The organism is Streptomyces griseus (assembly GCF_900460065.1).
In the GTDB taxonomy this organism is placed as follows: Bacteria; Actinomycetota; Actinomycetes; order Streptomycetales; family Streptomycetaceae; genus Streptomyces; species Streptomyces griseus.
The window spans coordinates 118,960-141,065 of the sequence record NZ_UAVD01000038.1 but is presented as its reverse complement, the minus strand read 5'-3'; the positions used below and the strand labels follow the sequence as shown (position 1 = coordinate 141,065).

Here is a 22,106-nt window from a genome sequence, read left to right as displayed (position 1 = left end):
CGCGTGCCCCGCACCTCTGCGGCGACCGCTCGGTCGTCCGCGCCCGGCCTCGCGCCGGACGCGGGCGGCCGCCGGCTGCCCCGCACCCTCCATCCCGTCGCCTGGTGGATCTGGGCCCTGGCCCTCGCCACCGCGGTCAGCCGCACCAACAACCCGCTGCTGCTGTTCCTGGTGCTCGCCGTCCTCGGCTACGTCATCACCGTGCGCCGTACCGAGGCCCCCTGGGCACGCGGCTTCAAGTACTACCTCTACCTGGCGCTCACCGTCGTCGCGATCCGGGTGGTGTTCCGCGCGGTCTTCGCCACCGGGATCACCCCCCATGACCACTTCATCTTCTCCCTCCCCCACCTGCCCACCCCGGACTGGTACGCCGGCATCAAGATCGGCGGACCGGTCTCCCTGGAAGCGCTGCTGTCCGCCGCCACCGACGGGCTCCGGCTCGCGTGCATGCTCTGCTGCATCGGCGCCGCCAACACCCTCGCCAACCCCAAGCGGGCGCTACGGGTGCTCCCCGGCGCGCTGTACGAACTCGGCGTCGCCGTCACCGTCTCCATCAGCGTGGCACCCCAACTGGTCCAGAGCGTCCAGCGGGTGCACCGGGCACGACGTCTCCGGGCCGGGCGTTCCCAGGGGTTGCGCGCCCTGCGCGGCATCATCGTCCCCGTCCTCGAAGACGCCCTGGAACGCTCCCTGCGCCTCGCCGCGGCCATGGACTCCCGAGGCTACGGCCGGGCCGGAACGGCCACCCGCCGCTCGCGCCGGGCGACCGGCGCCCTGATGCTGCTCGGCATGTGCGGCCTCTGCGCGGGTGCGTACGGGCTCCTCGACGCCACCGCACCCGCCCTGCTCGGCTTCCCGGCGCTCGTCCTCGGCGGACTGCTGTGCGTGGCGGGCCTTCGTCTCGGCGGGCGCCGGATCACCCGGACCACCTACCGGCCGGACCCCTGGCGGGCCGCCGAGTGGGCCGTGGCCGGCTGCGGTGTCCTGTCCGCCGTACTCCTCTTCAGCAACGCGGGTTTCAACGCCGCGGAACTCAACCCCTCCATCTACCCGCTCAGCTGGCCCACCCTCCCGCTGGTACCGGCCGCCGCGATCCTCCTCGCGGGAACCGCCGGATTCCTGGCCCCACCACCGAGCGCACCGGTCCGTCCGAGCGTCCCCGCACAGCGCACCGAGGAATCCACGTGATCACCTTCGACCAGGTCACCGTCCAGTACGAGGACACGGCGGAGCCCGTCCTGCGGGACGTGAACCTGACCGTGGAGGAGGGCGAACTCTGCCTCGTCGTCGGCCACACCGGCGTCGGCAAGTCGACCCTCCTCGGCGCCGTCAACGGGCTCGTCCCGCACTTCACCGGCGGCACCCTGTACGGCAGAGTCACCGTCGACGGCCGGGACACCGCCGAACATCCGCCGCGCGAACTCGCCGATGTCGTGGGCGTCGTGGGACAGGACCCCCTCGACGGCTTCGTCACCGACACCGTCGAGGAGGAACTCGCCTACGCCATGGAGCAGTTGGCGGTCGCGCCCGCCACCATGCGCAAGCGCGTCGAGGAGACCCTCGATCTCCTCGGGCTCGCCGACCTCCGCCACCGGGCCCTCCACGAACTCTCGGGCGGGCAACAACAGCGCGTCGCCATCGGATCCGTCCTCACCGCGCATCCCCGCGTCCTGGTCCTCGACGAACCCACCTCCGCGCTCGACCCGACGGCCGCCGAAGAGGTCCTGGCCGCCGTCACCCGGCTCGTCCACGACCTCGGCGTCACCGTCCTGCTCGCCGAACACCGCCTGGAGCGCGTCGTCCAGTACGCCGACCGCGTCATCCACCTCCCCGGGGACGGGCGCGTGGTCTCCGGGCCGCCCGCCGAAGTCTTCCGTACGTCGTCCATCGCCCCGCCCGTCGTCGATCTCGGCCGCATCGCCGGATGGTCGCCGCTGCCCCTGTCCATCCGCGACGCCCGACGTGCGGCGGCGCCCCTGCGGACCCGGCTGGACGGTGTCGTACCCCCGCCGGTACGGACGGCTCTCCCGGCGGACCGGCCCCGACTGCTGAGCGCACGCGGCATCACCGTGACGTACCAAGGCGTCCCCGCCGTCCGCGAGGTCGCCCTCGACCTCCGCGGCGGGGAGATCACCGCGCTGATGGGCCGCAACGGCTCCGGCAAGTCCTCCCTGCTCTGGGCGCTCCAGGGCTCCGGCCCCCGCAAGGCCGGTTCGGTCTCCGTAGGAGAGTCCGACGGCCCGGGGACGCGAGATCCCCGGAAGGTCTCGGCGACCGAGGCCCGCCGCCTCGTCGGTCTGGTGCCGCAGACACCCACCGACCTGCTCTATCTGGAGAGCGTCAAGCAGGAACTCGACCAGGCCGACTCCGAGTCCGCGGTGCAGGCCGACGGCATCCCGGCCCGCACCCTGCTGGACCGGCTCGCTCCCGGCATCCCCGACACCACCCACCCCCGTGATCTGTCGGAGGGCCAGAAGCTCGCCCTCGTCCTGGCGATCCAACTCGCCGCCGCACCCCGGGTCGTGCTCCTCGACGAGCCCACGCGCGGGCTCGACTACCGGGCCAAGGGCGAACTGATCGGGATCGTCGACGGCCTCGCGGCAGAGGGCCGCACCGTCGTCATCTCCACCCACGACGTCGAGTTCGTCGCCCGGGCCGCCGACCGGGTCGTCGTCATGGCCGAGGGGGACGTCGTCGCCGACGGACCCACCACCGAAGTCATCGTCGCCTCGCCGGTCTTCGCCCCGCAGACCGCGAAGGTTCTCGCTCCTCTGCCCTACCTCACCGTGGACCAACTGGCCTCGGTACTCGATGCCCACGGAACGGACCCGAGCGCGTGAGCACCTCCTCCGCGGCCATCCGCATACGTCCCCGGGCCGCGCTCGTCATCGCCATGGCGGCCTTCCTCGGAGTCGTCGCGTTCTTCTGGCCGTTCCTCGTCGCGCCGGGAAAGTTCGGCTCGAACTACGCTCCGCCGCTGATCTTCGGCGTGCTGCTGGTCATCGTGCTCGCCGTCGTGATCTCCGAGATCTCCGAGGGCGGCATCAACTCCAAGGCCCTGGCCATGCTGGGCGTCCTGTCCGCCGTCAACGCCGCGATCCGGCCCCTCGGGGCCGGGACCGCCGGTATCGAGACGGTCTTCTTCATCCTCGTCCTCGCGGGCCGCGTCTACGGCCCCGGCTTCGGTTTCACCCTGGGCTGCACCTCACTCTTCGCCTCGGCGCTCATCACCGGCGGTGTCGGCCCCTGGATGCCGTACCAGATGTTCGGCTGCGCCTTCGTGGGCATGCTCGGCGGCTTCCTCCCGAGGGCCACCGGCCGCCGGGAGATCGCCCTCCTCGCGGTGTACGGCTCGCTCTCCGGCTACCTGTTCGGCTTCCTGCTGAACCTCTCCTTCTGGCCCTTCTCCCTGGACCCGAACAGCTCCATCGCCTACCTGCCCGGCCTCCCGTTCACCGAGCAGTTCCAGCGGTACCTCGCCTTCGACCTGGCGACCTCGCTCGGCTGGGACACCGGCCGCGCCGTCACCAACCTCGTCGCCATCACCCTGGCCGGACCCGCCGTCCTCACCGTCTTCCGCCGTGCCGCCCGCAAAGCCCGCTTCCAGGCCCCGATCCGCTTCGCGGGCCGGGACGCGAGCCCGGACGGCACCGCCGGATGAACCACGCACCGACCACGCATTCCTTACCGAAGGGAACCTCATGGGCACCACCCTGCTCCGCCGCACCGCCCTCACCACCGCCGCCCTCGGTCTCGCCCTGACCGCCGCCCCCGCGGTCGCGCAGGCTCAGACGGCAGCGGCGTTCACGAACGCTCCGGTGAGAGTCACCGTCACGGTCCAGGGCCCCGACGGCCTGCTCTTCCAGAAGAAGGTCTTCACCTGGGGCCACGACGTCACCACCGCCACCGGCGGCACCCACAAGTGCGACGGCACCAACGGCAGCGCCCACGCTACGAAGGTCCCGACCCCGACGGCCGCCCTCGACCACGCGGCCAAGCGCAACGGCTTCACCTGGGACGGCACCTGGTACGCGTCCTTCGACGACTTCTCCGTCGACACGGTCAAGGGCGTGAGCGGGGGCGGCTCGGCCTACTGGAGCATCTCCGTGAACGGCACCCCGACCCCCGTCGGCGGCTGCCAGTTCGAGATCGAGAACGGCGACCAGGTCGCCTTCACCTGGACCTCGTTCTGACCGTCGGCGTTTCTCAGGGCGTCCCGGACCTCCCCGGTCCGGGCCGCCCGCACGCGATGTGGCGTGAACCGCACGGATCGGGGTGGCCGAAATTGCGTTCACCTGCAGAGATTCGGCCGTTCCGCTTGCTGGCGGACGTACAACCGAATGCGTACGCGAGGGAGGGAAGCCGGTGCGATTCCGGCGCTGACCTGCAACCGTGAGCGGTGGAGCACTCGTTGCCGCGAGCCGGATCACTCTCTCGTGTCCGTGTACTGCTTCTCACTGTCATGGTCTGCAGCGTGGAGCCCGGTCACCGCCTCCCGGACCCTGGTGGGTGCGTCAAGGTATCGCACCTGACGCACGTAACGCCCACTCGGGGAAACGCCAGTTCAGCGGCCCTTTTCAGCAGGCTCAAGGATCGCGACGCACTCGACATGATGCGTCATCGGGAAGAGGTCGAACGCCCGCAGCGTCCGCACCTTGTATCCGCCGTCCCGGAAGTACGCCAGGTCCCGGGCCAGGGCCGCCGGGTCGCAGGCCACGTAGGCGATCCTGCGGGCGCCCAGACCCGACAGGTGCTTGACGACCTGCTTGCCCGCGCCCGCGCGCGGCGGGTCCAGGACGATCAGGTCGCACTCCGTGATGCCGGTGCGGGGCAGCACCTGGTCGACCTTGCCGTGTTCGATGCGGACCCGGTCCAGGTCCTTCAGGTTGTGGCGGGCGTCCTCGACCGCGCGCTTGCCGGACTCGATGCCGAGGACCGCGCCCTTCTCGCCGAGGCGCTGGCCGATGGCGCCGGCGAACAGGCCGACGCCGCAGTAGAGGTCGAGGGCGGTGTCGTTCTTGCGGGGCAGCAGGCCCTGCATGACCGCGCGGACCAGGGTGTTGGCCGCCTGCGGGTGGACCTGCCAGAAGCCGCCGGAGCCGACGCGGTACGTGCGGTCGTCGGCGCGCTCGCGGACGAAGGCGCGGCCGTGGACGCGGTGGACTCCGCCGTCCTTCTCCTCGACGCGGAGCACGGAGACCGGCTTGTCGAGTTCGACCAGGGGGAGCCGGCCGCCGGGCTTCGGGGTGAGGATGACCTGGCGGTCGTTCGAGCCGGTGGCGGTGATGGCCTCCACGGCGGCGATCTGGGGCCATTCGCGCTTCTCGACGCCGAGTTCCGAGACACCCGGCGCGGCGATCAGGCAGCGGTCGATCGGCTGGACGTCGTGCGAGCGGTGCTTGCGCAGGCCCGCGCGGCCGTCGGCGTCGATCGTGTACTGGACGCGGGTGCGCCAGGCCGGCACCTCGCCCGCGGGCAGCTTGTCGCCCTCGGCCGGCATGACCGTGCCGTCCCAGCCGGCCTCCTCGGGGGTCAGGCCCGCCAGCCGCAGGAGCTGCTCGGCGATGACCTCGCCCTTGAGGCGGCGCTGCGCGCCCGGTTTGGCGTGCTGCCAGTCGCAGCCGCCGCACATGCCGGGGCCGGCGTACGGGCAGGGCGCCTCGACGCGGTCCTTGGACGGCTCGATGATCCGTACCGCGTCGGCCCGCAGGAAGCGGGAGTCCGAGTCGCCGTCGGTGACCTTGGCGATGATCTTCTCGCCGGGGAGCGTGTGGCGTACGAAAAGCACCTGGTTCTCTGCGGTGCGGGCGATGCAGTGACCGCCGTGTGCGACGGGCCCGACCTCGACCTCGTACTCCTCCCCGACCAGCGACGACGTGGGTTCGTTCTGCATGAGGGGAGGCTCCAGGGAGAAGGGGGCGAACGGTCGGGCCCGCGGCCGGACGACAGCCCACCAGTCTACGCGGACGCGGTCGGGGTGCTGACCACGCCCGGCCAGGCACCGCCGCGCGCCCTCCTGCGGGCCCGCGCCGCCGCACCGGTCCCGCGCCCTCCGGGCGGGCCCGCGCCGCCCTCGCCTCCGGCCCCCGGTGTCCGCGCGCCACCCGCCCGCCGTCCCGGACCGTCGTCGTGCCGAGGCGCCGACGGTCTCATCCCCTGCGGGTCGGCTCCTTGTGCCTGCGCTCCACCGGGCCCCGGCGGACCGAGCCCGGGGCGCTCCAGTCGGCACGTCGGCGGGCCCGCTTCTTCGCGGCTTCGGAGGACTGGAGCTGGTACGGGACCGACGTGACCATGACGCCCGGGGTGAACAGCAGGCGGCCCTTCAGGCGCAGGGCGCTCTGGTTGTGCAGCAGGTGCTCGTACCAGTGGCCGACCACGTACTCCGGGATGTAGACGCTGACCACGTCGCGCGGGCTCTGGCGGCGCAGGCCCTTCACGTACTCGATGACCGGCCGGGTCACCTCGCGGTAGGGCGAGTCGAGGATCTTGAGGGGGACGTTGACGGCGCGGCGTTCCCAGTCCTCGCGGAGCGCCTTCGTCTCGTCCGGGTCAACGCTGATGGAGAGCGCCTCCAGATGGTCGGCGCGGATCAGTTGGGCGTAGGCGAGGGCGCGGAGCGTGGGGCGGTGGAGCTTGGAGACCAGGACGATGGCGTGGACGCGGGAGGGGCGCACGCTCTCGTCCCCGGGCGTCTCGTCGGCGGCGATCTCCGCGGCGACCCGGTCGTAGTGCTTCCGGATCGCGGTCATCGTGCCGTAGAAGATGACCATGCCGAGCAGCGCCACCCAGGCGCCGTGGGTGAACTTGGTGGCCAGGACGATCACCAGGACCATGCCGCAGAAGAAGGCGCCGAAGGCGTTGATCGCGCGGGAGCGGACCATGTGGCTGCGCTTGGCCTGATCCTTCTCGTCGGCCAGCAGGCGGTTCCAGTGCCGCACCATGCCGGTCTGGCTGAGGGTGAAGGAGACGAACACCCCGACGATGTACAGCTGGATGAGCCGCGTGGAGTCGGCTCCGTAGATCCAGACGAGCAGGATCGCGGCGCCCGCCAGCAGCACGATGCCGTTGGAGAACGCGAGCCGGTCGCCGCGCGTGTGCAGTTGGCGCGGCAGGTAGCGGTCCTGGGCGAGGATCGAGCCGAGCAGCGGGAAGCCGTTGTACGCGGTGTTCGCGGCGAGGAAGAGGACGAGAGCGGTGGCCGCGGCGAGGGCCATGAAGAGGAAGGAGCCGTGGCCGAAGACAGCCTCGGCGACCTGGGCGATGACCGGGTCCTGGGTGAAGCCGGCGCCGACCGGGGCGCCGTCGCGGATGAGGTCGACCGCCGGGTTCTCGGCCATCTTGACGTCGGTGGCCAGGGCCAGGCCGATGATGCCGCAGAACATGGTGACGGCGAGCAGCCCCATCATGGCGAGCGTGGTCGCGGCGTTCTTGCTCTTGGGCTTCCGGAAGGCGGGTACGCCGTTGCTGATCGCCTCGACCCCGGTGAGGGCGGCACAGCCGGAGGAGAAGGCCCGCAGGAGGAGGAAGACGAGCGCGAACCCGGCCAGTCCCTCGTGCTCCGGCCTGATCTCCAGGTCGGAGGTGGGGGCGTGCATCGCGTCGCCGAGGACCACTCCGCGGAAGGCGCCCCAGAGGATCATGAGGAAGACGCCGGCCACGAAGAGGTAGGTGGGGACGGCGAACAGCTTCCCGGACTCCTTGACCCCGCGCAGGTTCATCAGGGTGAGCAGGACGATGGCGCCGATGGCGCAGAGTGTCTTGTGCTCGATGACGAACGGGATCGCGGAGCCGAGGTTCTCCACGCCCGAGGAGATCGACACGGCGACGGTGAGGACGTAGTCGACGAGCAGGGCGCTGGCGACGGTCAGTCCGGACTTGGGGCCGAGGTTGGTGGTCGCGACCTCGTAGTCGCCGCCGCCGCTCGGGTAGGCGCGGACGTTCTGCCGGTAGGAGGCGACGACCGTGAACATGAGGACGACGACCGCGACGGCGATCCAGGGGCTGAAGTGGTACGCCGACACCCCCGCGATGGACAGCACGAGGAGGACTTCTCCCGGTGCGTACGCCACCGAGGACAACGGGTCGGACGCGAAGACGGGGAGCGCGATGCGCTTGGGGAGCAGGGTCTCCCCGAGCTTGTCGCTGCGCAGCGCCCGGCCGATCAGGATCCGTTTGGGCAGGTCGGTCAGTTTGGACACGCTGAGGATCGTAAGCGGAGCCCGTGACCAAAACGCACGCCCTTTCGACGCGCCCCCGCAATCTCCTGCGGTCGGCGGAGAAAGCCTCGCCATTCTTTAACGCAATCCTTGCGCCCGTTCGGCCTATTTTGCTTTCCCTTTGCCGGAGTGCGCGAGGATGCGGACACTCGGATGAGGGATTGCCCGCCCCGGCGCATAAGCTCGACTCCGGGCCGCGCCGCGGGCGTCGGTCCCGTTGTGTGACCAGCAAGCTGAGAGAGAAGTGTGAGCAGCGTGTTTTCGCAGGTCAGCCGGATGACCAGGACGGCGGGGTAGGCGCACAGTGCACATCGTCATCATGGGCTGCGGGCGCGTCGGAGCCGCTCTCGCGCAGACCCTGGAACAGCAGGGGCACACAGTCGCGGTGATCGACCAGGACCCCACCGCGTTCCGTCGCCTCGGGTCCGGTTTCGGCGGTCGCCGGGTCACCGGGGTCGGCTTCGACCAGGACACCCTCCGCGAGGCGGGGATCGAGGACGCCGGGGCGTTCGCGGCGGTCAGCAGCGGCGACAACTCCAACATCATCGCGGCCCGGGTGGCCCGCGAGATGTTCTCCATCGAGAACGTCGCGGCGCGGATCTACGATCCCCGGCGCGCCGAGGTCTACCAGCGTCTCGGCATCCCGACCGTGGCGACGGTCCGCTGGACGGCGGACCAGATGCTGCGGCGGCTGCTGCCTTCGGGCGCCGAGCCCCTGTGGCGCGATCCGAGCGGGGGTGTGCAGCTCGCCGAGGTGCACACGACGCCGTCCTGGATCGGCCACAAGATCAGCACGCTCCAGGAGGAGACGGGGGTCCGCGTCGCCTTCCTCACCCGGTTGGGCGAGGCCATACTGCCGAGCTCGCAGACCGTCCTCCAGGAGGGCGACCTGGTCCACGTGATGATGCGTACGGACGAGATCGCCAAGGTCGAAGAGGCCTTCGCCCAGGGTCCCGAGGAGGACGGTCACTGATGCGTGTGTCGATTGCCGGGGCGGGCGCGGTGGGCCGTTCCATCGCCGCCGAGCTGCTGGAGAACGGGCACGAGGTGCTGCTGATCGACAAGGCGCCGACCGCCATCTCGGTGGAGCGGGTCCCGATGGCCGAGTGGCTGCTCGCGGACGCCTGTGAGATCACTTCGCTGGACGAGGCGGCGCTGCAGCGGTGCAACGTGGTCATCGCCGCGACCGGGGACGACAAGGTCAACCTGGTCGTCTCGCTGCTCGCCAAGACGGAGTACGGCGTGCCGCGTGTGGTGGCCCGGGTGAACAACCCGAAGAACGAGTGGCTGTTCAACGAGTCCTGGGGCGTGGACGTCGCCGTCTCGACACCGCGGCTGATGTCGGCCCTGGTCGAGGAGGCGGTGAGCGTCGGTGATCTGGTCCGGCTGCTGCGTTTCAGCCACGGGGACGCCAACCTGGTGGAGCTGACCCTGCCGCCGGAGTCGGCGCTGGCCGGTACCCGGGTCGGGGACGTCGCCTGGCCCGAGGACACCTCGCTGGTGACGATCATCCGGGGTACGCGGGTGCTGACGCCGAGCCCCGAGGAGTCGCTGGAGTCCGGTGACGAGCTGTTGTTCGTGGCCGCCCAGGCGCGCGAGGAGCAGTTGGAGGACCTGTTGTCGGTCCGCCGCGATCCGTCGGAGGACTGACCGGCGGAGTGACAGGGAAGGGGCCCGCAACCGCCGAGCGGTTGCGGGCCCCTTCCCTGTGAAGCCCTGCGGCGTCCGGGTCGCGGAGCTCCCGGGTCAGGCGTCCGGGTCGCGGACCGCCGCGGCGGCCTGCGCCTTGCGCTCCTTCTCGGCCTGTTCCTCGGCCTCCATCTCGGCGAAGACGTCGATGGGCGGCGGCGCCTTCGCGAGGAAGATCCAGGTGAGATAGACCGCCAGCAGGAACGGCGGGATCTTCAGCGCGATGAGCACCCAGCCGAATTCGGTGGTGTCGGCCCACCAGTAGAGCGGGAAGAGGATCGCGCACTTGGCGAGCAGGATGAAGCCCCAGGCGTAACTGGCCTTGGTGTACGCCTTCTTCCGGCCCGGGTTGCGGGTCCGCCAGGAGAGGTTCTCCTTGAAGACCGGACCGAGGACCAGGCCGATCAGCGGCACCCCGGCCACCGCGGTGCCGATGTAGGCGACCGCGAGCCCCAGGGTGTAGAGCATGCCCGGCAGGTAGAAGTCCTTGGCCTCACCCGTCATCTTCGCGAAGACGACGCCGAAGGCCACCCCGAAGACGCCACTGAAGGCGTGCTTCACGGTGTCGCGGCGGATCAGCCGCACGACGACGAGGGCCAGGGACACCGCCAGGGCCGCGATGGCCGAGGCGTTCAGGTTCTTGTTGATGGTGAAGATCGTGACGAAAAGCAGCCCGGGGAGGACGGTCTCCACCATGCCGCGCACGCCGCCGAAGGCCTCGAAGAGGGCGGCCTCGGTGACGGCCTTCGTCTCGTCGTCCTGCTGGGCCGCGTGCCTCCCGCCTGCGTGCTGCGGGTCCGTGCGGTGGGGCTGGTCCGTTTCGGACGTCGGCTTGTCGAGAGACGTCACCGGCTACTCCTTGCCGAGCGGTCGGAGTTCGTATGTGGGGTTGAACAGCACCCGGCGGCCATGGCTCATGGCGACCCGCCCCGAGGCGATGATCCTGCGGCCGGGCTCGATGCCGACGATGGAACGACGGCCGAGCCAGACCACGTCCAGCGGCTCGGTGCCGTCGAAGAGCTCCGCCTCCAGGGCGGGCACTCCGGCCCGGGGACGGAGGGTGACGGTCCGCAACGTACCAGCCACCTTCACGATCTGCCGATCGGAGCACTCGGAGATCCGGGTGCATCCGGTGGCCTGCGCGTCCTCCTGCAGCTCCTGGGACTCCAGGTCCTCCTGGGAGCTGGAGAGCCGGTCGAGCATACGGCGGAAGCGCCCGGAAGGTCTCGCCGCCTTCCCGGCTTTCTCGGATCGGGGAACAGCACTCATACCCGAAGGGTACCGGTCCCGCGGGCGGTACACGGAGGCGTCGGGATACCACCCGAAAGAGTGACCCGGGGCCCGTCAGCCGCGCTCGAAGCGGTAGCCCATGCCCGGTTCGGTGACGAAGTGCCGGGGGTGCGAGGGATCCGCCTCCAGCTTGCGGCGCAGCTGGGCCATGTAGACCCGCAGATAGTTGGTCTCGGTGCCGTACGAGGGGCCCCAGACCTCCTGGAGCAGCTGCTTCTGGCTGACCAGCCGGCCGCCGTTGCGGACGAGGACCTCCAGCAGATGCCATTCGGTGGGGGTGAGCCGCACGTCGCGCCCGGCCCGGTGCACCTTCTTCGCGGCCAGGTCGACGGTGAAGCCCGCCGTCTCGACCAGCGCGATGTCCTCGGCTCCCCCTTCCTGACCGACCGGTTCCGCCCGCCGTACCGAGGCGCGCAGCCGGGCCAGCAGCTCGTCCATGCCGAACGGCTTGGTGACGTAGTCGTCCGCGCCGGCGTCCAGGGCCTCCACCTTCTCGTCGGAGGTGTGGCGCGCCGAGAGTACGAGGATGGGCACCCGGGTCCAGCCGCGCAGGCCCCTGATCACCTCGACCCCGTCCATGTCGGGCAGCCCGAGGTCGAGGAGGACGACGTCGGGATGGCGGGCGGCGGCGAGCTGGAGGGCGGTCGCCCCGTCGGGCGCGGCGTCGACCTCGTACTGGCGCGCCTTCAGGTTGATCACGAGGGCGCGGACGATCTGCGGCTCGTCGTCGACCACAAGCACCCTGGTCATCGCGGACCTGCCTTTCTGCTGCACGGGGAGGAGGGAAGAACCCCGTTGGACGGGGAAGCGGAGGGGCGGGCAGGGAGGCGGGCGGCGTACGCCCCGGGGCGCGACGGGGGGCGGGGAGCCGTCATGAGGTGGCCCGGGCCGGCAGTTCGGTCTCCGTCCGGACGCCGCCCGGCGCCGCGGTGAGGGTCAGGACCATGGTCAGCCCGCCGCCGGGGGTGTCCTCGGCGTCGAGGGTGCCGCCCATGGCCTCGGCGAAGCCCCGGGAGACGGCGAGGCCGAGGCCCACTCCGGCGCCGCGCGGGGCGTCCCCGTACCGCTGGAAGGGTTCGAAGATCCGTTCCTTGGCCTCGTCGGGGACGCCCCGGCCGCGGTCCACGACCCGCAGCTCGACCCGGCCGCCGAGGGCGCTGGCGGCCACGGCGACGGGCTCCTGGCCGGGGTTGTACTTGACGGCGTTCTCCACGATGTTGGCGACGACCCGCTCCAGGAGTCCCGGGTCCACGGCGACCATCGGCAGCGTCTCGGGGATGTCGAGATCGACGCTGCCCTCCGGGACGCCGCCGAGCGCCATCGGGACCACCTCGTCGAGGTCGATCTCGCGGATCAGCGGGGTGACGGTGCCGGTCTGGAGGCGGGACATGTCCAGCAGGTTGCCGACGAGGTGGTCCAGCCGGTCGGCGCCGTCCTCGATGCCCTCCAGGAGCTCCGCCTCGTCCTCCTCGGACCAGGCGACGTCGTCGGAGCGCAGCGAGCTGACGGCCGCCTTGATGGAGGCCAGCGGGGTGCGCAGGTCGTGGCTGACGGCGGCGAGCAGGGCGGTCCTGATCCGGTTGCCCTCGGCGAGCCTGCGGGCCTGCTCGGCCTCCCCGACCAGGCGCTGGCGGTCCAGGACGACGGCGGCCTGGGCGGCGAACGCGCCGAGCACCCGGCGGTCCTCGGCGGGCAGCACCCGGCCGGACAGCGCGAGGGCCATGTTGTCGCCGACCGGCATGTCCACGTCGGCGTCCTCGGGGCGGGTCACCGGCGCCGGCCCGACGTATCCGGCGCAGGTCCACGGTTCGACGTCGCTGCTGCGCTCCAGCAGGGCGACGGACTCCATGGCGAAGGTCTCGCGGACCCGGTCCAGCAGGGCGTCCAGGGCGGTCTCGCCGCGCAGCACGCTGCCCGCGAGGAAGGAGAGGATCTCCGACTCGGCGCGCAGCCGGGCGGCCTGGTGGGTGCGCCGGGCCGCGAGGTCCACCACGGAGGAGACCGCCACGGCCACCGCGAAGAAGATCACGATGGCGACGAGGTTCTCCGGGTCCTGGACGGTCAGGGTGTGGGTGGGCGGGGTGAACCAGTAGTTCAGCAGCATGGAGCCGACGGCGGCCGAGGCGAGCGCGGGCCGCACCCCGCCGAGCAGGGCGGCTGCCACCGTCAGGAAGAGGAAGAGCAGGACGTCGTTGGCGAGGCCGGGGGCGTCCTCCATGGAGCGCAGCACCACCGCGAGCAGGACGGGGCCGACGACGCCGACGAGCCAGCCCCAGAGGATCCGGGCCCGGCCGAGCCGGGCGCCGCGCGCCATGGGCAGGCCGCGGCCCTTGGCGACCTCCTCGTGGGTCACGATGTGGACGTCGAGGTCGGGCCCGGACTCGCGGGCGACGGTCGCGCCGACCCCGGGGCCGTAGATGTACTGCCAGGTCTTGCGGCGGCTGGAGCCCAGCACGATCTGGGTGGCGTTGACGCCGCGGGCGAACTCCAGCAGGGCGGCGGGTATGTCGTCGCCGATGACGTGGTGGAAGGTGCCGCCGAGGTCCTCGACCAGGGTGCGCTGGACGGCCAGCTCCTTCGGGGACGCGGAGGTCAGGCCGTCGCTGCGGGCGATGTAGACGGCGAGGATCTCGCTGCCGGAGCCCTTGGCGGCCATCCGGGAGGCGCGGCGGATGAGGGTGCGGCCCTCGGGCCCGCCGGTCAGTCCGACGACGATGCGTTCGCGGGCCTGCCAGGTGGTGCGGATGTTGTGCTCGCCCCGGTACTGCTGGAGGTACTCGTCGACCCGGTCGGCGACCCAGAGCAGGGCCAGCTCGCGCAGGGCGGTGAGGTTGCCGGGGCGGAAGTAGTTCGAGAGGGCCGCGTCCATCTTGTCGGGCCGGTAGATGTTGCCGTGCGCCATCCGGCGGCGCAGCGCCTGGGGCGACATGTCGACCAGCTCGATCTGGTCGGCCCGGCGCACCACCTCGTCGGGCACCGTCTCCCGCTGCCGGACGCCCGTGATCGACTCCACGACGTCGCCCAGCGACTCCAGGTGCTGGATGTTGACCGTGGATATGACGTCGATCCCGGCCTTCAGCAGCTCCTCGACGTCCTGCCAGCGCTTGGCGTTGCGGGACCCGGGGACGTTGGTGTGGGCCAGCTCGTCCACCAGCGCCACCGCCGGGGCGCGCTCCAGGACCGCGTCCACGTCCATCTCGGTGAAGACGGTGCCCCGGTACTCCAGCTCACGGCGCGGCAGCAGCTCCAGCCCGTGCAGCATGACCTCGGTCCGCGGCCGGTCGTGGTGCTCCACGAACGCCACCACGCAGTCGGTCCCGCGCTCGACCCTGCGGTGCGCCTCGGACAGCATCGCGTACGTCTTGCCGACGCCCGGTGCCGCGCCGAGATAGATCCGGAGTGTGCCGCGTCCCATGGCCCCATTGTCTTCTTCCGTCCGGCTCTGTCGTCCCGACGGCCGGTGGCGCCCGGTGCGGTTGCCGTCCTCGACGCTACTCCGCCCGGGGCCGTGGTTCGGTCCCGGGAGTGCAGGTGGGGAGCGTATTGACGGAACTCTGATGCGCGCCGGGGCGGGTGCGGGGCCCCGGAGAACGTCAGCCGTGTTCGACGATGTGGCCGTCGCTCAGCTCCAGGACCCGGTCGGCGAGACCCAGCAGCTGGGGGTCGTGGGTGGCGACGAGGGCGGTGACGTTCTCGCTGCGGACGACCGCGCGGAGCAGTTCCATCACGGCGAGCCCGGTCTCGGCGTCGAGCTGCCCGGTGGGCTCGTCGGCGATCAGGAGGGCGGGGCGGTTGGCGAGGGCGCGGGCGATGGCGACGCGCTGCTGCTGGCCGCCGGAGAGCTCGCCGGGGCGCTGCTCGGCGTGGTCGGCGAGGCCGACGAGGGAGAGCAGCAGGGCGACGCGCTCGTCGCGCTCGGCCGGGTCGGCCTTGCGCAGCCGCAGGGGTACGCCGACGTTCTCGGCGGCGGTCAGGATCGGGATGAGGCCGAAGGACTGGAAGATGAAGCCGACCCGGTCCCGGCGCAGCTCCAGGAGCCCCTTCTCGCCGAGGCCCGACAGCTCGGTGCCGTCGACGGTGATCCGGCCGCCGTCCGGGGTGTCCAGGCCGCCGACCAGGTTGAGCAGGGTGGTCTTGCCGGAGCCGGAGCGGCCCTTGAGCGCGACCAGCTCGCCGCGGGGGATCTCGAACGAGACCCCGCGCAGGGCGTGCACGGCCGCCGCACCGCTGCCGTACGAGCGGTGCAGGTCCTCGACCGTGACCATGACCGTGCGGGCCGGGTCCTCGGCCAGGGCCGTGCCGGACTGCCCGCTGGTGCTCTCGGTCATGCTGCTCCCCCGTCGTACGTACGTGGCCTGCGTCGTCGCCCGCCAAGTATGTGCGTACGGCACGCGGCCGGGCAATGGCCGATGGGCCGCACCCGTGGAAAGGGTGCGGCCCATCGGCCTGTGCTGGGGTGCGGCCGGCGCCGGGGCGTGTCCTCAGCGTCTCGTCCGGCCGACGGACGGCCGACGAGACGTTGCGGACACTTCCTAGCGGACCTCGGTGATCTCGGGGCCGCGCTGGAGCTGGCCCATGCCGCCGGAGAACTTCGAGCTCTCCTGGTCCTCCTGCTGCACGCCCTCGGGCACCATCTGGGCGTCGTTGGGGAGCTTGAGGACGATCGGGTCGCGGGGGGCCATCGGGCCGTCGCCGCGGACGACCACGGTGTCCCGGAAGATCGTCTCCAGCAGCCCGGCGGCCTCCGGCTGGACGGCGCCCTGGCCGGAGATCACTCCGCGCAGGAACCAGCGGGGCCCGTCGACGCCGACGAAGCGCACGAGCTGCACACCGCCCGTGCCGTCCGGGAGCTGTACGGGGACCTGCGCGCGCAGCTCCCAGCCCAGCGGGCCCTCGACCTCGTCGATGATGCCGCCCTGCTGGGTGATGCCCGAGGCGATCTCGTCGCGGACCTCGCCCCAGATGCCCTCCTTCTTGGGGGCGGCGAAGGCCTGCAACTGGATGGCGCTGTCGCGCAGCACCACGGTGGCGGCGACGATCGCGTCCCCGGCCACCTCGACGCGCAGCTCCATGCCCTCGACCCCGGGCACGAAGATGCCGCCCAGGTCGACCCGGCCCTCGCCGGGCTGGGTGACCTCGGTGCTGTCCCAGGGGCCGTCCGGCCGGGGGGCCGGCGGAAGGTTCATCCGACGGGCGCCCGTGGCGGCTCCGTCACTGCCCTCGGGCTCGTCGGCGACCTGCTCGGCCTCGCGCACCTCGTCCGCCGCGTCCTCGGCGGAACCACTCTTCTTGCGACGTCCGAACACGTCACTGTCCTTCCCGGTCGGATACGACCGAAGCGTAGCTGTTCCCACCGTGGGTGATCCCGCCCTCGGCGCCGTCCACCGACGCGTGGCCGCCGGTGGACCCGAAGCCCCCTTCGGCCCGCGCCGAGCCGGGAAGTTCCGCCACCTCGTGGAAGCGCACCTTCTCGACCTGCTGGACAACCAATTGGGCAATCCGGTCGAACCGTTCGAATCGCACGCTCTCGCGCGGATCGAGGTTGACCACGATCACCTTGATCTCCCCACGGTACCCGGCATCAACCGTCCCTGGGGCATTCACGAGGGCCACTCCGCAGCGGGCCGCGAGGCCGGAGCGCGGGTGGACGAAGGCGGCGTACCCGTCGGGCAGGGCGATGGAGACCCCGGTGGGGAGGACCGCGCGCTCGCCGGGGGCGAGTTCCGCGGCCTCGGTGGTCACCAGGTCGGCTCCGGCGTCTCCCGGGTGCCCGTAGGACGGAATCGGCACGTCCGGGTCGAGCAGGCGGATCAGTACGTCGACGGGACCTCGGGTCACGGGTTCACCTCGAAGGCACGGGCACGCCTGACCTGGTCGGGGTCGGACATGGCGGCCTGGATCTCGGCGGGCCTGCCGTTGTCGATGAAGTGGTCGACCTTGACCTCGATGAAGAGGGCGTCGGCCCGGACCGCGACGGGCCCGTCGGGGCCGCCGATGCGGCCGGTGGCGGTGGAGTAGATCTTCCGGCCGTGCACGGCGGTGATCCGGGCGTCGAGGTGCAGCACGGTGTCCACGGGGACGGGGCGGACGAAGTCGGTCTCCAGCCGTCCGGTCACCGCGATCGTGCGCAGCAGCCAGTTCAGCGAGCCGAGGGTCTCGTCGAGCGCCGTGGCGAGCACCCCGCCGTGGGCGAGGCCGGGGGCGCCCTGGTGGGCGGGCTGCACGGTGAACTCGGCGGTGACGCTCACGCCTTCACCGGCCCGCGCCATCAGGTGCAGTCCGTGCGGCTGTCCCCCGCCGCAGCCGAAACAGTGTTCGTAGTGCGCTCCGAGGAGTTCGCCGGGGGCGGGCGCGTCGGGGTGCCGGACCGGCGCGACGGCGTCGGCCGGGGGTTTCAGAGCTGCTGATGTTCCACTCACAGGCGCAGACCTTACCCGCGCGGCGGTGCGGCGGTCGCGCCGTGCCAAGCTTGGTGCCATGCAGCCTTCCGCACCGCCCTTCGACGAACGTCTCACCGCGCCCCGCTCCTGGTGGTTCATCGCCTTCGGGGTCGGTATCGCCTGCGCTCTGATGCTGCTGCCCCTGGGCACCCTGCCGCTGCTCGCCGGGCTGGCCGGCGGCACGGTCGCGGCCGCGCTCGTGGTGAGCGCCTACGGCTCCGCCCGGATCCGGGTGGTGGCGGGGGCGCTCGTCGCCGGCGACGCCCGGATTCCGCTGTCGGCGCTCGGCGAGCCCGAGGTGCTGGACGCCGAGGAGGCCCGGGCCTGGCGCACGCACAAGGCCGACGCCCGTGCGTTCATGCTGCTGCGCGGCTATGTGGAGACGGCGGTGCGGGTGGAGGTCACGGACCCGGACGACCCCACTCCGTACGTCTACCTCTCGACCCGGAACCCGCAGGGCCTGGCGGCGGCGCTGAGCACCGTCCCGACCGCCTGAGCGGGCGTCGCGGGCGGGGCTCCGGACCCGGTGCGGGTTCAGGGGCCCCTGGTCGTCGCGCGGGCCCCCTCGTCTCCTCGTGCAGGACCCTTGGACGCTCAGGAGCCCTCGTCGCTCAGGGGCCCTCGATCTCCTTGGGCAGCTCGGCCGGGTTCGCGGGCTGCTCCAGCGGAGGCAGCTCGGGGAGCCGGTCCCAGGCGATGCGGTCCTTGCGCAAATCGCTCCTGACCCGGTCGGCGAGCTTGCGGGTGTCGCGGCGGTTCATCGTGGCGCCGACGGCGGCGCCGATCATGAACGGGATCAGGTTGGGCAGATTGCGCGCCATGCGCTTCATGATCTGCTGGCGCAGCTCGCGCTTCATCTGACCGCCCAGCGCCGCGTTGAGCGTGGTGGGGCGGGTGATGTCGATGCCGCGCTCCTCCGTCCACGACGTCAGATACGCGGTGCTGCGCTGGCCGAGATTGCCGGGAGGCCGGCGGCCGTAGACCTCGTGGAGCTCGGCGACGAGCTTCATCTCGATCGCGGCGACCCCGGTCACCTCCGCCGCCAGCTCGGCGATCATGGCGGGCGGTACGGGCATCATGGCGGCGGCGCCGATACCCGCGCCGACGGTCGCGGTGGCCCGGCAGGCTCCCGTGACCAGCTTGTCGGCCAGCTCCTCGGGCCCCAGCCCGGGGAACTGCTTCCGCAGGGTCGCGAGGTCGCGCACCGGCACACGCGGGGCCGTGTCGATGATGCGGTCGGCCAGCTGTGCGGCCAGTGCCTTCGCGCTCTCCCGGCCCTTGCGCGCACCCCGTTTCACCGCGTGCAGGCGGCCCCCGGTCGTGGGCTCCGCCTGACCCTGCTCCTGCTCTGCGGGCCGGTCCGGCGACGCCGCCCCGGCCACTTCGAGCGAGGCCGAACGGCCCCGCTCGTCGTCGAAACCGCCGGAGTGGTCCGGCGGGGCGGCGGACCGCTCGGCAGACGCGTCTCCGCCTTCTGCCGGGCCTGTGCCGCCTGTACCGTCCTGGCTCGTCTCCGGGCCGCGCCGACGCCAGGGGCGCCGCTTCCGGAACGGTGTCTCGCCTGCCACGGCCGACTCGACCTCAGTCGCAGTCGCGGCAGATGGGCTGACCGTTCTTCTCGCGGGCCAGCTGGCTGCGGTGATGCACCAGGAAGCAGCTCATGCAGGTGAACTCGTCGGCCTGCTTGGGCAGCACCCGGACGGCCAGCTCCTCGTTGGAGAGGTCCGCGCCGGGCAGCTCGAGTCCCTCGGCCGCGTCGAACTCGTCGACGGCGGACGCCGTCTTGTCGCTCCGACGCGCCTTGAGCTCTTCGAGGCTGTCCTGGTCCACGTCGTCGTCGGTCTTGCGTGGGGTGTCGTAATCCGTTGCCATGTCGCTCTCCCCCTCTTGGGTGTCTACGGGTGTCTCAGCGCACGTAACGCGTGAGAGGCCGGACTTGTGCCCGACCTGAGGCGGAGATTTTGCCTCACATCAAGGTCTGTTACTCAATCGACACCCAACCGGGCACCTCGGCGAGGCTCGGCTTGGGTGGCGATGGGGACCGTACACGGTCCCGACCGCGCAGTTCACAGGCGCTACCCCGTGTACTTCCCGTGATAATGATCCCCGAAAACCCGGACGATTACCGGCTTTCCGATGGAGTTGCGGTCACGGAGGGTAGATGGTCGGAAAATCGCCTCTGTGATCGATCACACACGACCCGCCCGGGAACGGGTCCTGAAAATTCCGCCCAAAGCGAACATGAAAATTCGGTGCGGAGTCACACCGCGCAGCCTCTCAGACCGGCAGGGTGACGCGCATCACGAGACCACCGCCCTCGCGGGGCTCCGCGATGATACGGCCTCCGTGGGCCCGCGCGACGGACCGGGCGATCGACAGGCCGAGCCCGACCCCCTTGTCGCTGCCCGTGCGCTCCGTACGCAGCCTCCTGAAGGGCTCGAAGAGGTTGTCGATCTCGTACGCCGGGACCACCGGGCCGGTGTTCGAGACGACGAGCAGGGCCTGCCCGTCACGGGCCTCGGTGGTGACCTCCACCCAGCCGTCCTCCGGCACGTTGTAGCGCACGGCGTTCTGCACCAGGTTCAGCGCGATCCGCTCCAGCAGGACGCCGTTGCCCTGGACCACCGCCGTGGAGCGCTCGCCGCGGATCTCGACCTTCTTGGCCACCGCCTCCGACCGGGCCTGGTCGATGGCGCGCTCCGCGACCTCCGCGAGGTCGACCGGCTTGCGCTCGACGATCTGGTTGTCGCTGCGGGCCAGCAGCAACAAGCCCTCGACCAGTTGCTCGCTGCGCTCGTTGGTGGCCAGGAGGGTCTTGCCGAGCTGCTGGAGCTCCGGCGGGGCCTCCGGGTCGGAGAGGTGGACCTCCAGCAGGGTGCGGTTGATCGCCAGCGGCGTGCGCAGCTCGTGCGAGGCGTTGCCGACGAACCGCTGCTGCGCGGTGAAGGCCCGCTCCAGCCGGTCCAGCATGTCGTCGAAGGTGTCCGCGAGCTCCTTCAGCTCGTCGTCCGGGCCGTCCAGCTCGATCCGCCGGGTGAGGTCCGTCCCGGCCACCCGGCGCGCGGTCCTGGTGATCCGGCCGAGCGGGGACAGCACGCGTCCGGCCATCGCGTAGCCGAAGGCGAAGGCGATCACGCTGAGGCCGACCAGGGCGAGCAGCGAACGGTTGAGCAGGGTTTCGAGCGCCGCCTTGCGCTGGTGGTTGACGCAGGCGTTCATCGCCGCGTTGAAGTCGTTCGGGCTGGCGTTCGCGGGCAGGTCGCAGATCTCGCTGGTGACCTTGCCGCTGACGATCTCGAACGGCAGGTCCGTGCCGACGCTCAGCGCCTGGGCGGCCAGCATGTAGATGATCGACAGCAGCACGATGCCCGCGATCAGGAACATCCCGCCGTACAGCAGCGTGAGCCGTATCCGGATGGTCGGGCGCAGCCAGGGGTACGGGGGCTCCTGCTGCTTGGGCTCCCAGGTGGGCTTCGGAGGCGCCGCGGGGGGCCCCTGAGTGGTGGCCATGACTCTCAGATCCGGTATCCGGAGCCCGGCACGGTGACGATGACCGGCGGTTCGCCGAGCTTGCGGCGGAGCGTCATGACCGTGACCCGCACCACGTTGGTGAAGGGGTCGGTGTTCTCGTCCCAGGCCTTCTCCAGCAGTTGCTCCGCCGAGACGACCGCGCCCTCGCTGCGCATGAGGACCTCCAGCACCGCGAACTCCTTCGGGGCGAGCTGGATCTCCACCTCGTCACGGAAGACCTCGCGGCGGTTCGGGTCGAGCTTGATGCCGGCGCGCTCCAGGACGGGCGGCAGCGCCACCGTCGTACGGCGGCCCAGCGCGCGCACCCGGGCGGTCAGCTCGCTGAAGGCGAAGGGCTTGGGCAGATAGTCGTCGGCGCCCAGCTCCAGGCCCTCGACCCGGTCGCTGACGTCGCCGGACGCGGTGAGCATGAGCACCCGGGTGGGCATGCCGAGCTCGACGATCCTGCGGCAGACGTCGTCCCCGTGCACCACCGGGAGGTCCCGGTCCAGCACGACGACGTCGTAGTCGTTGACCCCGATGCGCTCCAGGGCCGCGGCACCGTCGTAGACGACGTCGACGGCCATGGCCTCCCGGCGCAGTCCGGTGGCCACCGCATCGGCGAGCAGCTGCTCGTCCTCGACGACGAGTACGCGCACGGCGCAGTCCTTCCTTCGGTCCTTCGATGGGTTCACAGAGCCGGCGACCCACGCGGGGCCCGCCCGGAAGCGGGCAGCGAGGGCTGACTCTGCGCCTCCATCCTGCCCGCAACACGCATAAACCGGCGGTAAGGCGGCGGTGGGCCGGACCGGCAAACGGCCGCCCGCCGGGAAACCGGCGGATTTCCGGGCCAGTTGAGGTTTCTCCGAACCACGGTAGGGGGAAGAGGGCTTCACACCCGCGATCACGCCTGTCACGTGGCATGCCACTGCTCGTTCCGTTTCCCCGGAGCGGCGGCGCG

Annotated in this window: 21 protein-coding genes and 1 riboswitch; of the genes, 7 read left to right on the top strand and 14 right to left on the bottom strand. The window is 71.4% G+C overall.

All coding sequences use genetic code 11. The features are described 5' to 3' along the window. Positions 1 to 3 precede the first annotated feature (3 nt). The 4 genes from DTB53_RS27715 to DTB53_RS27700 are packed head-to-tail and all read left to right on the top strand — an operon-like array spanning position 4 to position 4,193. Complete coding sequence (locus DTB53_RS27715) at positions 4 to 1,188, top strand: energy-coupling factor transporter transmembrane component T (RefSeq protein ID WP_012378695.1); 1,185 nt, start codon at positions 4 to 6, stop codon at positions 1,186 to 1,188. Then, the gene (locus tag DTB53_RS27710) at positions 1,185 to 2,840 is read left to right on the top strand and encodes an ABC transporter ATP-binding protein (protein WP_012378696.1); all 1,656 of its coding nucleotides are present in this window, start codon (positions 1,185 to 1,187) and stop codon (positions 2,838 to 2,840) included. The genes DTB53_RS27715 and DTB53_RS27710 overlap by 4 nt, the downstream gene beginning before the upstream one ends. Then, on the top strand, positions 2,837 to 3,661 hold the full coding sequence (locus tag DTB53_RS27705; RefSeq protein WP_012378697.1) for an ECF transporter S component family protein: 825 nt from the start codon (positions 2,837 to 2,839) through the stop codon (positions 3,659 to 3,661). The genes DTB53_RS27710 and DTB53_RS27705 overlap by 4 nt, the downstream gene beginning before the upstream one ends. A 40-nt stretch (positions 3,662 to 3,701) precedes the next feature. Then, complete coding sequence (locus tag DTB53_RS27700; protein WP_012378698.1) at positions 3,702 to 4,193, top strand: DUF4430 domain-containing protein; 492 nt, start codon at positions 3,702 to 3,704, stop codon at positions 4,191 to 4,193. Positions 4,194 to 4,308: 115 nt separating this feature from the next. Continuing rightward, positions 4,309 to 4,510, top strand: a riboswitch (cobalamin riboswitch). A 54-nt stretch (positions 4,511 to 4,564) separates the two neighbouring features. Here the strand turns inward: DTB53_RS27700 and DTB53_RS27695 are convergent. Both DTB53_RS27695 and DTB53_RS27690 read right to left on the bottom strand, forming a co-directional pair. Then, positions 4,565 to 5,893: a class I SAM-dependent RNA methyltransferase gene (locus DTB53_RS27695; protein WP_012378699.1), complete on the bottom strand. Its 1,329-nt coding sequence runs from the start codon at positions 5,891 to 5,893 to the stop codon at positions 4,565 to 4,567. A gap of 256 nt (positions 5,894 to 6,149) precedes the next feature. Continuing rightward, complete coding sequence (locus tag DTB53_RS27690; protein WP_003965716.1) at positions 6,150 to 8,198, bottom strand: APC family permease; 2,049 nt, start codon at positions 8,196 to 8,198, stop codon at positions 6,150 to 6,152. A gap of 322 nt (positions 8,199 to 8,520) precedes the next feature. On the opposite strand from DTB53_RS27690, the gene DTB53_RS27685 reads away from it, so the two are divergent. Next, complete coding sequence (locus tag DTB53_RS27685; protein WP_007454533.1) at positions 8,521 to 9,189, top strand: potassium channel family protein; 669 nt, start codon at positions 8,521 to 8,523, stop codon at positions 9,187 to 9,189. Beyond that, entirely contained in the window at positions 9,189 to 9,866 is a 678-nt protein-coding gene (locus DTB53_RS27680) for a potassium channel family protein (protein ID WP_003965719.1), read from the top strand. The genes DTB53_RS27685 and DTB53_RS27680 overlap by 1 nt, the downstream gene beginning before the upstream one ends. Before the next feature lie 96 nt (positions 9,867 to 9,962). Here DTB53_RS27680 and DTB53_RS27675 read toward each other — a convergent pair whose 3' ends face one another. The 8 genes from DTB53_RS27675 to DTB53_RS27640 all read right to left on the bottom strand — a co-directional run bounded on the left by DTB53_RS27675 (position 9,963) and on the right by DTB53_RS27640 (position 17,614). Further along, a complete protein-coding gene (locus DTB53_RS27675; protein ID WP_003965721.1) occupies positions 9,963 to 10,754 on the bottom strand; it encodes a DUF3159 domain-containing protein in 792 nt (263 codons plus the stop codon). Between the two features lie 3 nt (positions 10,755 to 10,757). Next, on the bottom strand, positions 10,758 to 11,174 hold the full coding sequence (locus DTB53_RS27670) for an OB-fold nucleic acid binding domain-containing protein (RefSeq protein ID WP_172595300.1): 417 nt from the start codon (positions 11,172 to 11,174) through the stop codon (positions 10,758 to 10,760). 75 nt (positions 11,175 to 11,249) lie between these two features. Continuing rightward, positions 11,250 to 11,945 (bottom strand): response regulator, encoded by a 696-nt coding sequence (locus DTB53_RS27665; protein WP_003965723.1) that lies wholly within the window; start codon positions 11,943 to 11,945, stop codon positions 11,250 to 11,252. A 121-nt stretch (positions 11,946 to 12,066) separates the two neighbouring features. Continuing rightward, positions 12,067 to 14,610, bottom strand: coding sequence for a DUF4118 domain-containing protein (locus DTB53_RS27660; RefSeq protein WP_003965724.1), 2,544 nt, complete (start codon positions 14,608 to 14,610; stop codon positions 12,067 to 12,069). 178 nt (positions 14,611 to 14,788) lie between these two features. Then, positions 14,789 to 15,523, bottom strand: a complete 735-nt coding sequence (locus DTB53_RS27655) for an ABC transporter ATP-binding protein (RefSeq protein WP_003965725.1) — start codon at positions 15,521 to 15,523, stop codon at positions 14,789 to 14,791. Positions 15,524 to 15,727: 204 nt separating this feature from the next. Continuing rightward, positions 15,728 to 16,501, bottom strand: a complete 774-nt coding sequence (locus DTB53_RS27650; protein WP_003965726.1) for a DUF3710 domain-containing protein — start codon at positions 16,499 to 16,501, stop codon at positions 15,728 to 15,730. Between the two features lies 1 nt (position 16,502). Continuing rightward, entirely contained in the window at positions 16,503 to 17,033 is a 531-nt protein-coding gene (dut, locus tag DTB53_RS27645) for a dUTP diphosphatase (protein WP_012378702.1), read from the bottom strand. Next, complete coding sequence (locus tag DTB53_RS27640) at positions 17,030 to 17,614, bottom strand: PaaI family thioesterase (protein WP_003965729.1); 585 nt, start codon at positions 17,612 to 17,614, stop codon at positions 17,030 to 17,032. The genes dut and DTB53_RS27640 overlap by 4 nt, the downstream gene beginning before the upstream one ends. Positions 17,615 to 17,672: 58 nt before the next feature. Here DTB53_RS27640 and DTB53_RS27635 point away from each other — a divergent pair, with 58 nt between their 5' ends. Continuing rightward, positions 17,673 to 18,131: a DUF3093 domain-containing protein gene (locus DTB53_RS27635; RefSeq protein ID WP_003965730.1), complete on the top strand. Its 459-nt coding sequence runs from the start codon at positions 17,673 to 17,675 to the stop codon at positions 18,129 to 18,131. Between the two features lie 115 nt (positions 18,132 to 18,246). On the opposite strand, the gene DTB53_RS27630 is transcribed toward DTB53_RS27635, so the two are convergent. The 4 genes from DTB53_RS27630 to DTB53_RS27615 all read right to left on the bottom strand — a co-directional run bounded on the left by DTB53_RS27630 (position 18,247) and on the right by DTB53_RS27615 (position 21,804). Then, a complete protein-coding gene (locus DTB53_RS27630) occupies positions 18,247 to 19,203 on the bottom strand; it encodes a hypothetical protein (RefSeq protein WP_012378703.1) in 957 nt (318 codons plus the stop codon). A 13-nt stretch (positions 19,204 to 19,216) separates the two neighbouring features. Then, positions 19,217 to 19,507, bottom strand: coding sequence for a DUF4193 domain-containing protein (locus DTB53_RS27625; protein ID WP_069455706.1), 291 nt, complete (start codon positions 19,505 to 19,507; stop codon positions 19,217 to 19,219). Positions 19,508 to 19,912: 405 nt separating this feature from the next. Beyond that, entirely contained in the window at positions 19,913 to 21,145 is a 1,233-nt protein-coding gene (locus tag DTB53_RS27620) for a sensor histidine kinase (RefSeq protein WP_012378705.1), read from the bottom strand. Between the two features lie 5 nt (positions 21,146 to 21,150). Continuing rightward, entirely contained in the window at positions 21,151 to 21,804 is a 654-nt protein-coding gene (locus DTB53_RS27615; protein WP_003965735.1) for a response regulator transcription factor, read from the bottom strand. Between the last annotated feature and the right edge of the window lie 302 nt (positions 21,805 to 22,106).

What these genes read in the sequence shown, in the direction of transcription:
- DTB53_RS27700 (WP_012378698.1), top strand. Translation starts at nt 3,702, where the DNA reads ATGGGCACCACCCTGCTCCGCCGCACCGCCCTCACCACCGCCGCCCTC.
- DTB53_RS27695 (WP_012378699.1), bottom strand. Translation starts at nt 5,893, where the DNA reads ATGCAGAACGAACCCACGTCGTCGCTGGTCGGGGAGGAGTACGAGGTC.
- DTB53_RS27680 (WP_003965719.1), top strand. Translation starts at nt 9,189, where the DNA reads ATGCGTGTGTCGATTGCCGGGGCGGGCGCGGTGGGCCGTTCCATCGCC.
- DTB53_RS27670 (WP_172595300.1), bottom strand. Translation starts at nt 11,174, where the DNA reads ATGAGTGCTGTTCCCCGATCCGAGAAAGCCGGGAAGGCGGCGAGACCT.
- DTB53_RS27665 (WP_003965723.1), bottom strand. Translation starts at nt 11,945, where the DNA reads ATGACCAGGGTGCTTGTGGTCGACGACGAGCCGCAGATCGTCCGCGCC.
- DTB53_RS27660 (WP_003965724.1), bottom strand. Translation starts at nt 14,610, where the DNA reads ATGGGACGCGGCACACTCCGGATCTATCTCGGCGCGGCACCGGGCGTC.
- DTB53_RS27655 (WP_003965725.1), bottom strand. Translation starts at nt 15,523, where the DNA reads ATGACCGAGAGCACCAGCGGGCAGTCCGGCACGGCCCTGGCCGAGGAC.
- DTB53_RS27635 (WP_003965730.1), top strand. Translation starts at nt 17,673, where the DNA reads ATGCAGCCTTCCGCACCGCCCTTCGACGAACGTCTCACCGCGCCCCGC.
- DTB53_RS27625 (WP_069455706.1), bottom strand. Translation starts at nt 19,507, where the DNA reads ATGGCAACGGATTACGACACCCCACGCAAGACCGACGACGACGTGGAC.
- DTB53_RS27620 (WP_012378705.1), bottom strand. Translation starts at nt 21,145, where the DNA reads ATGGCCACCACTCAGGGGCCCCCCGCGGCGCCTCCGAAGCCCACCTGG.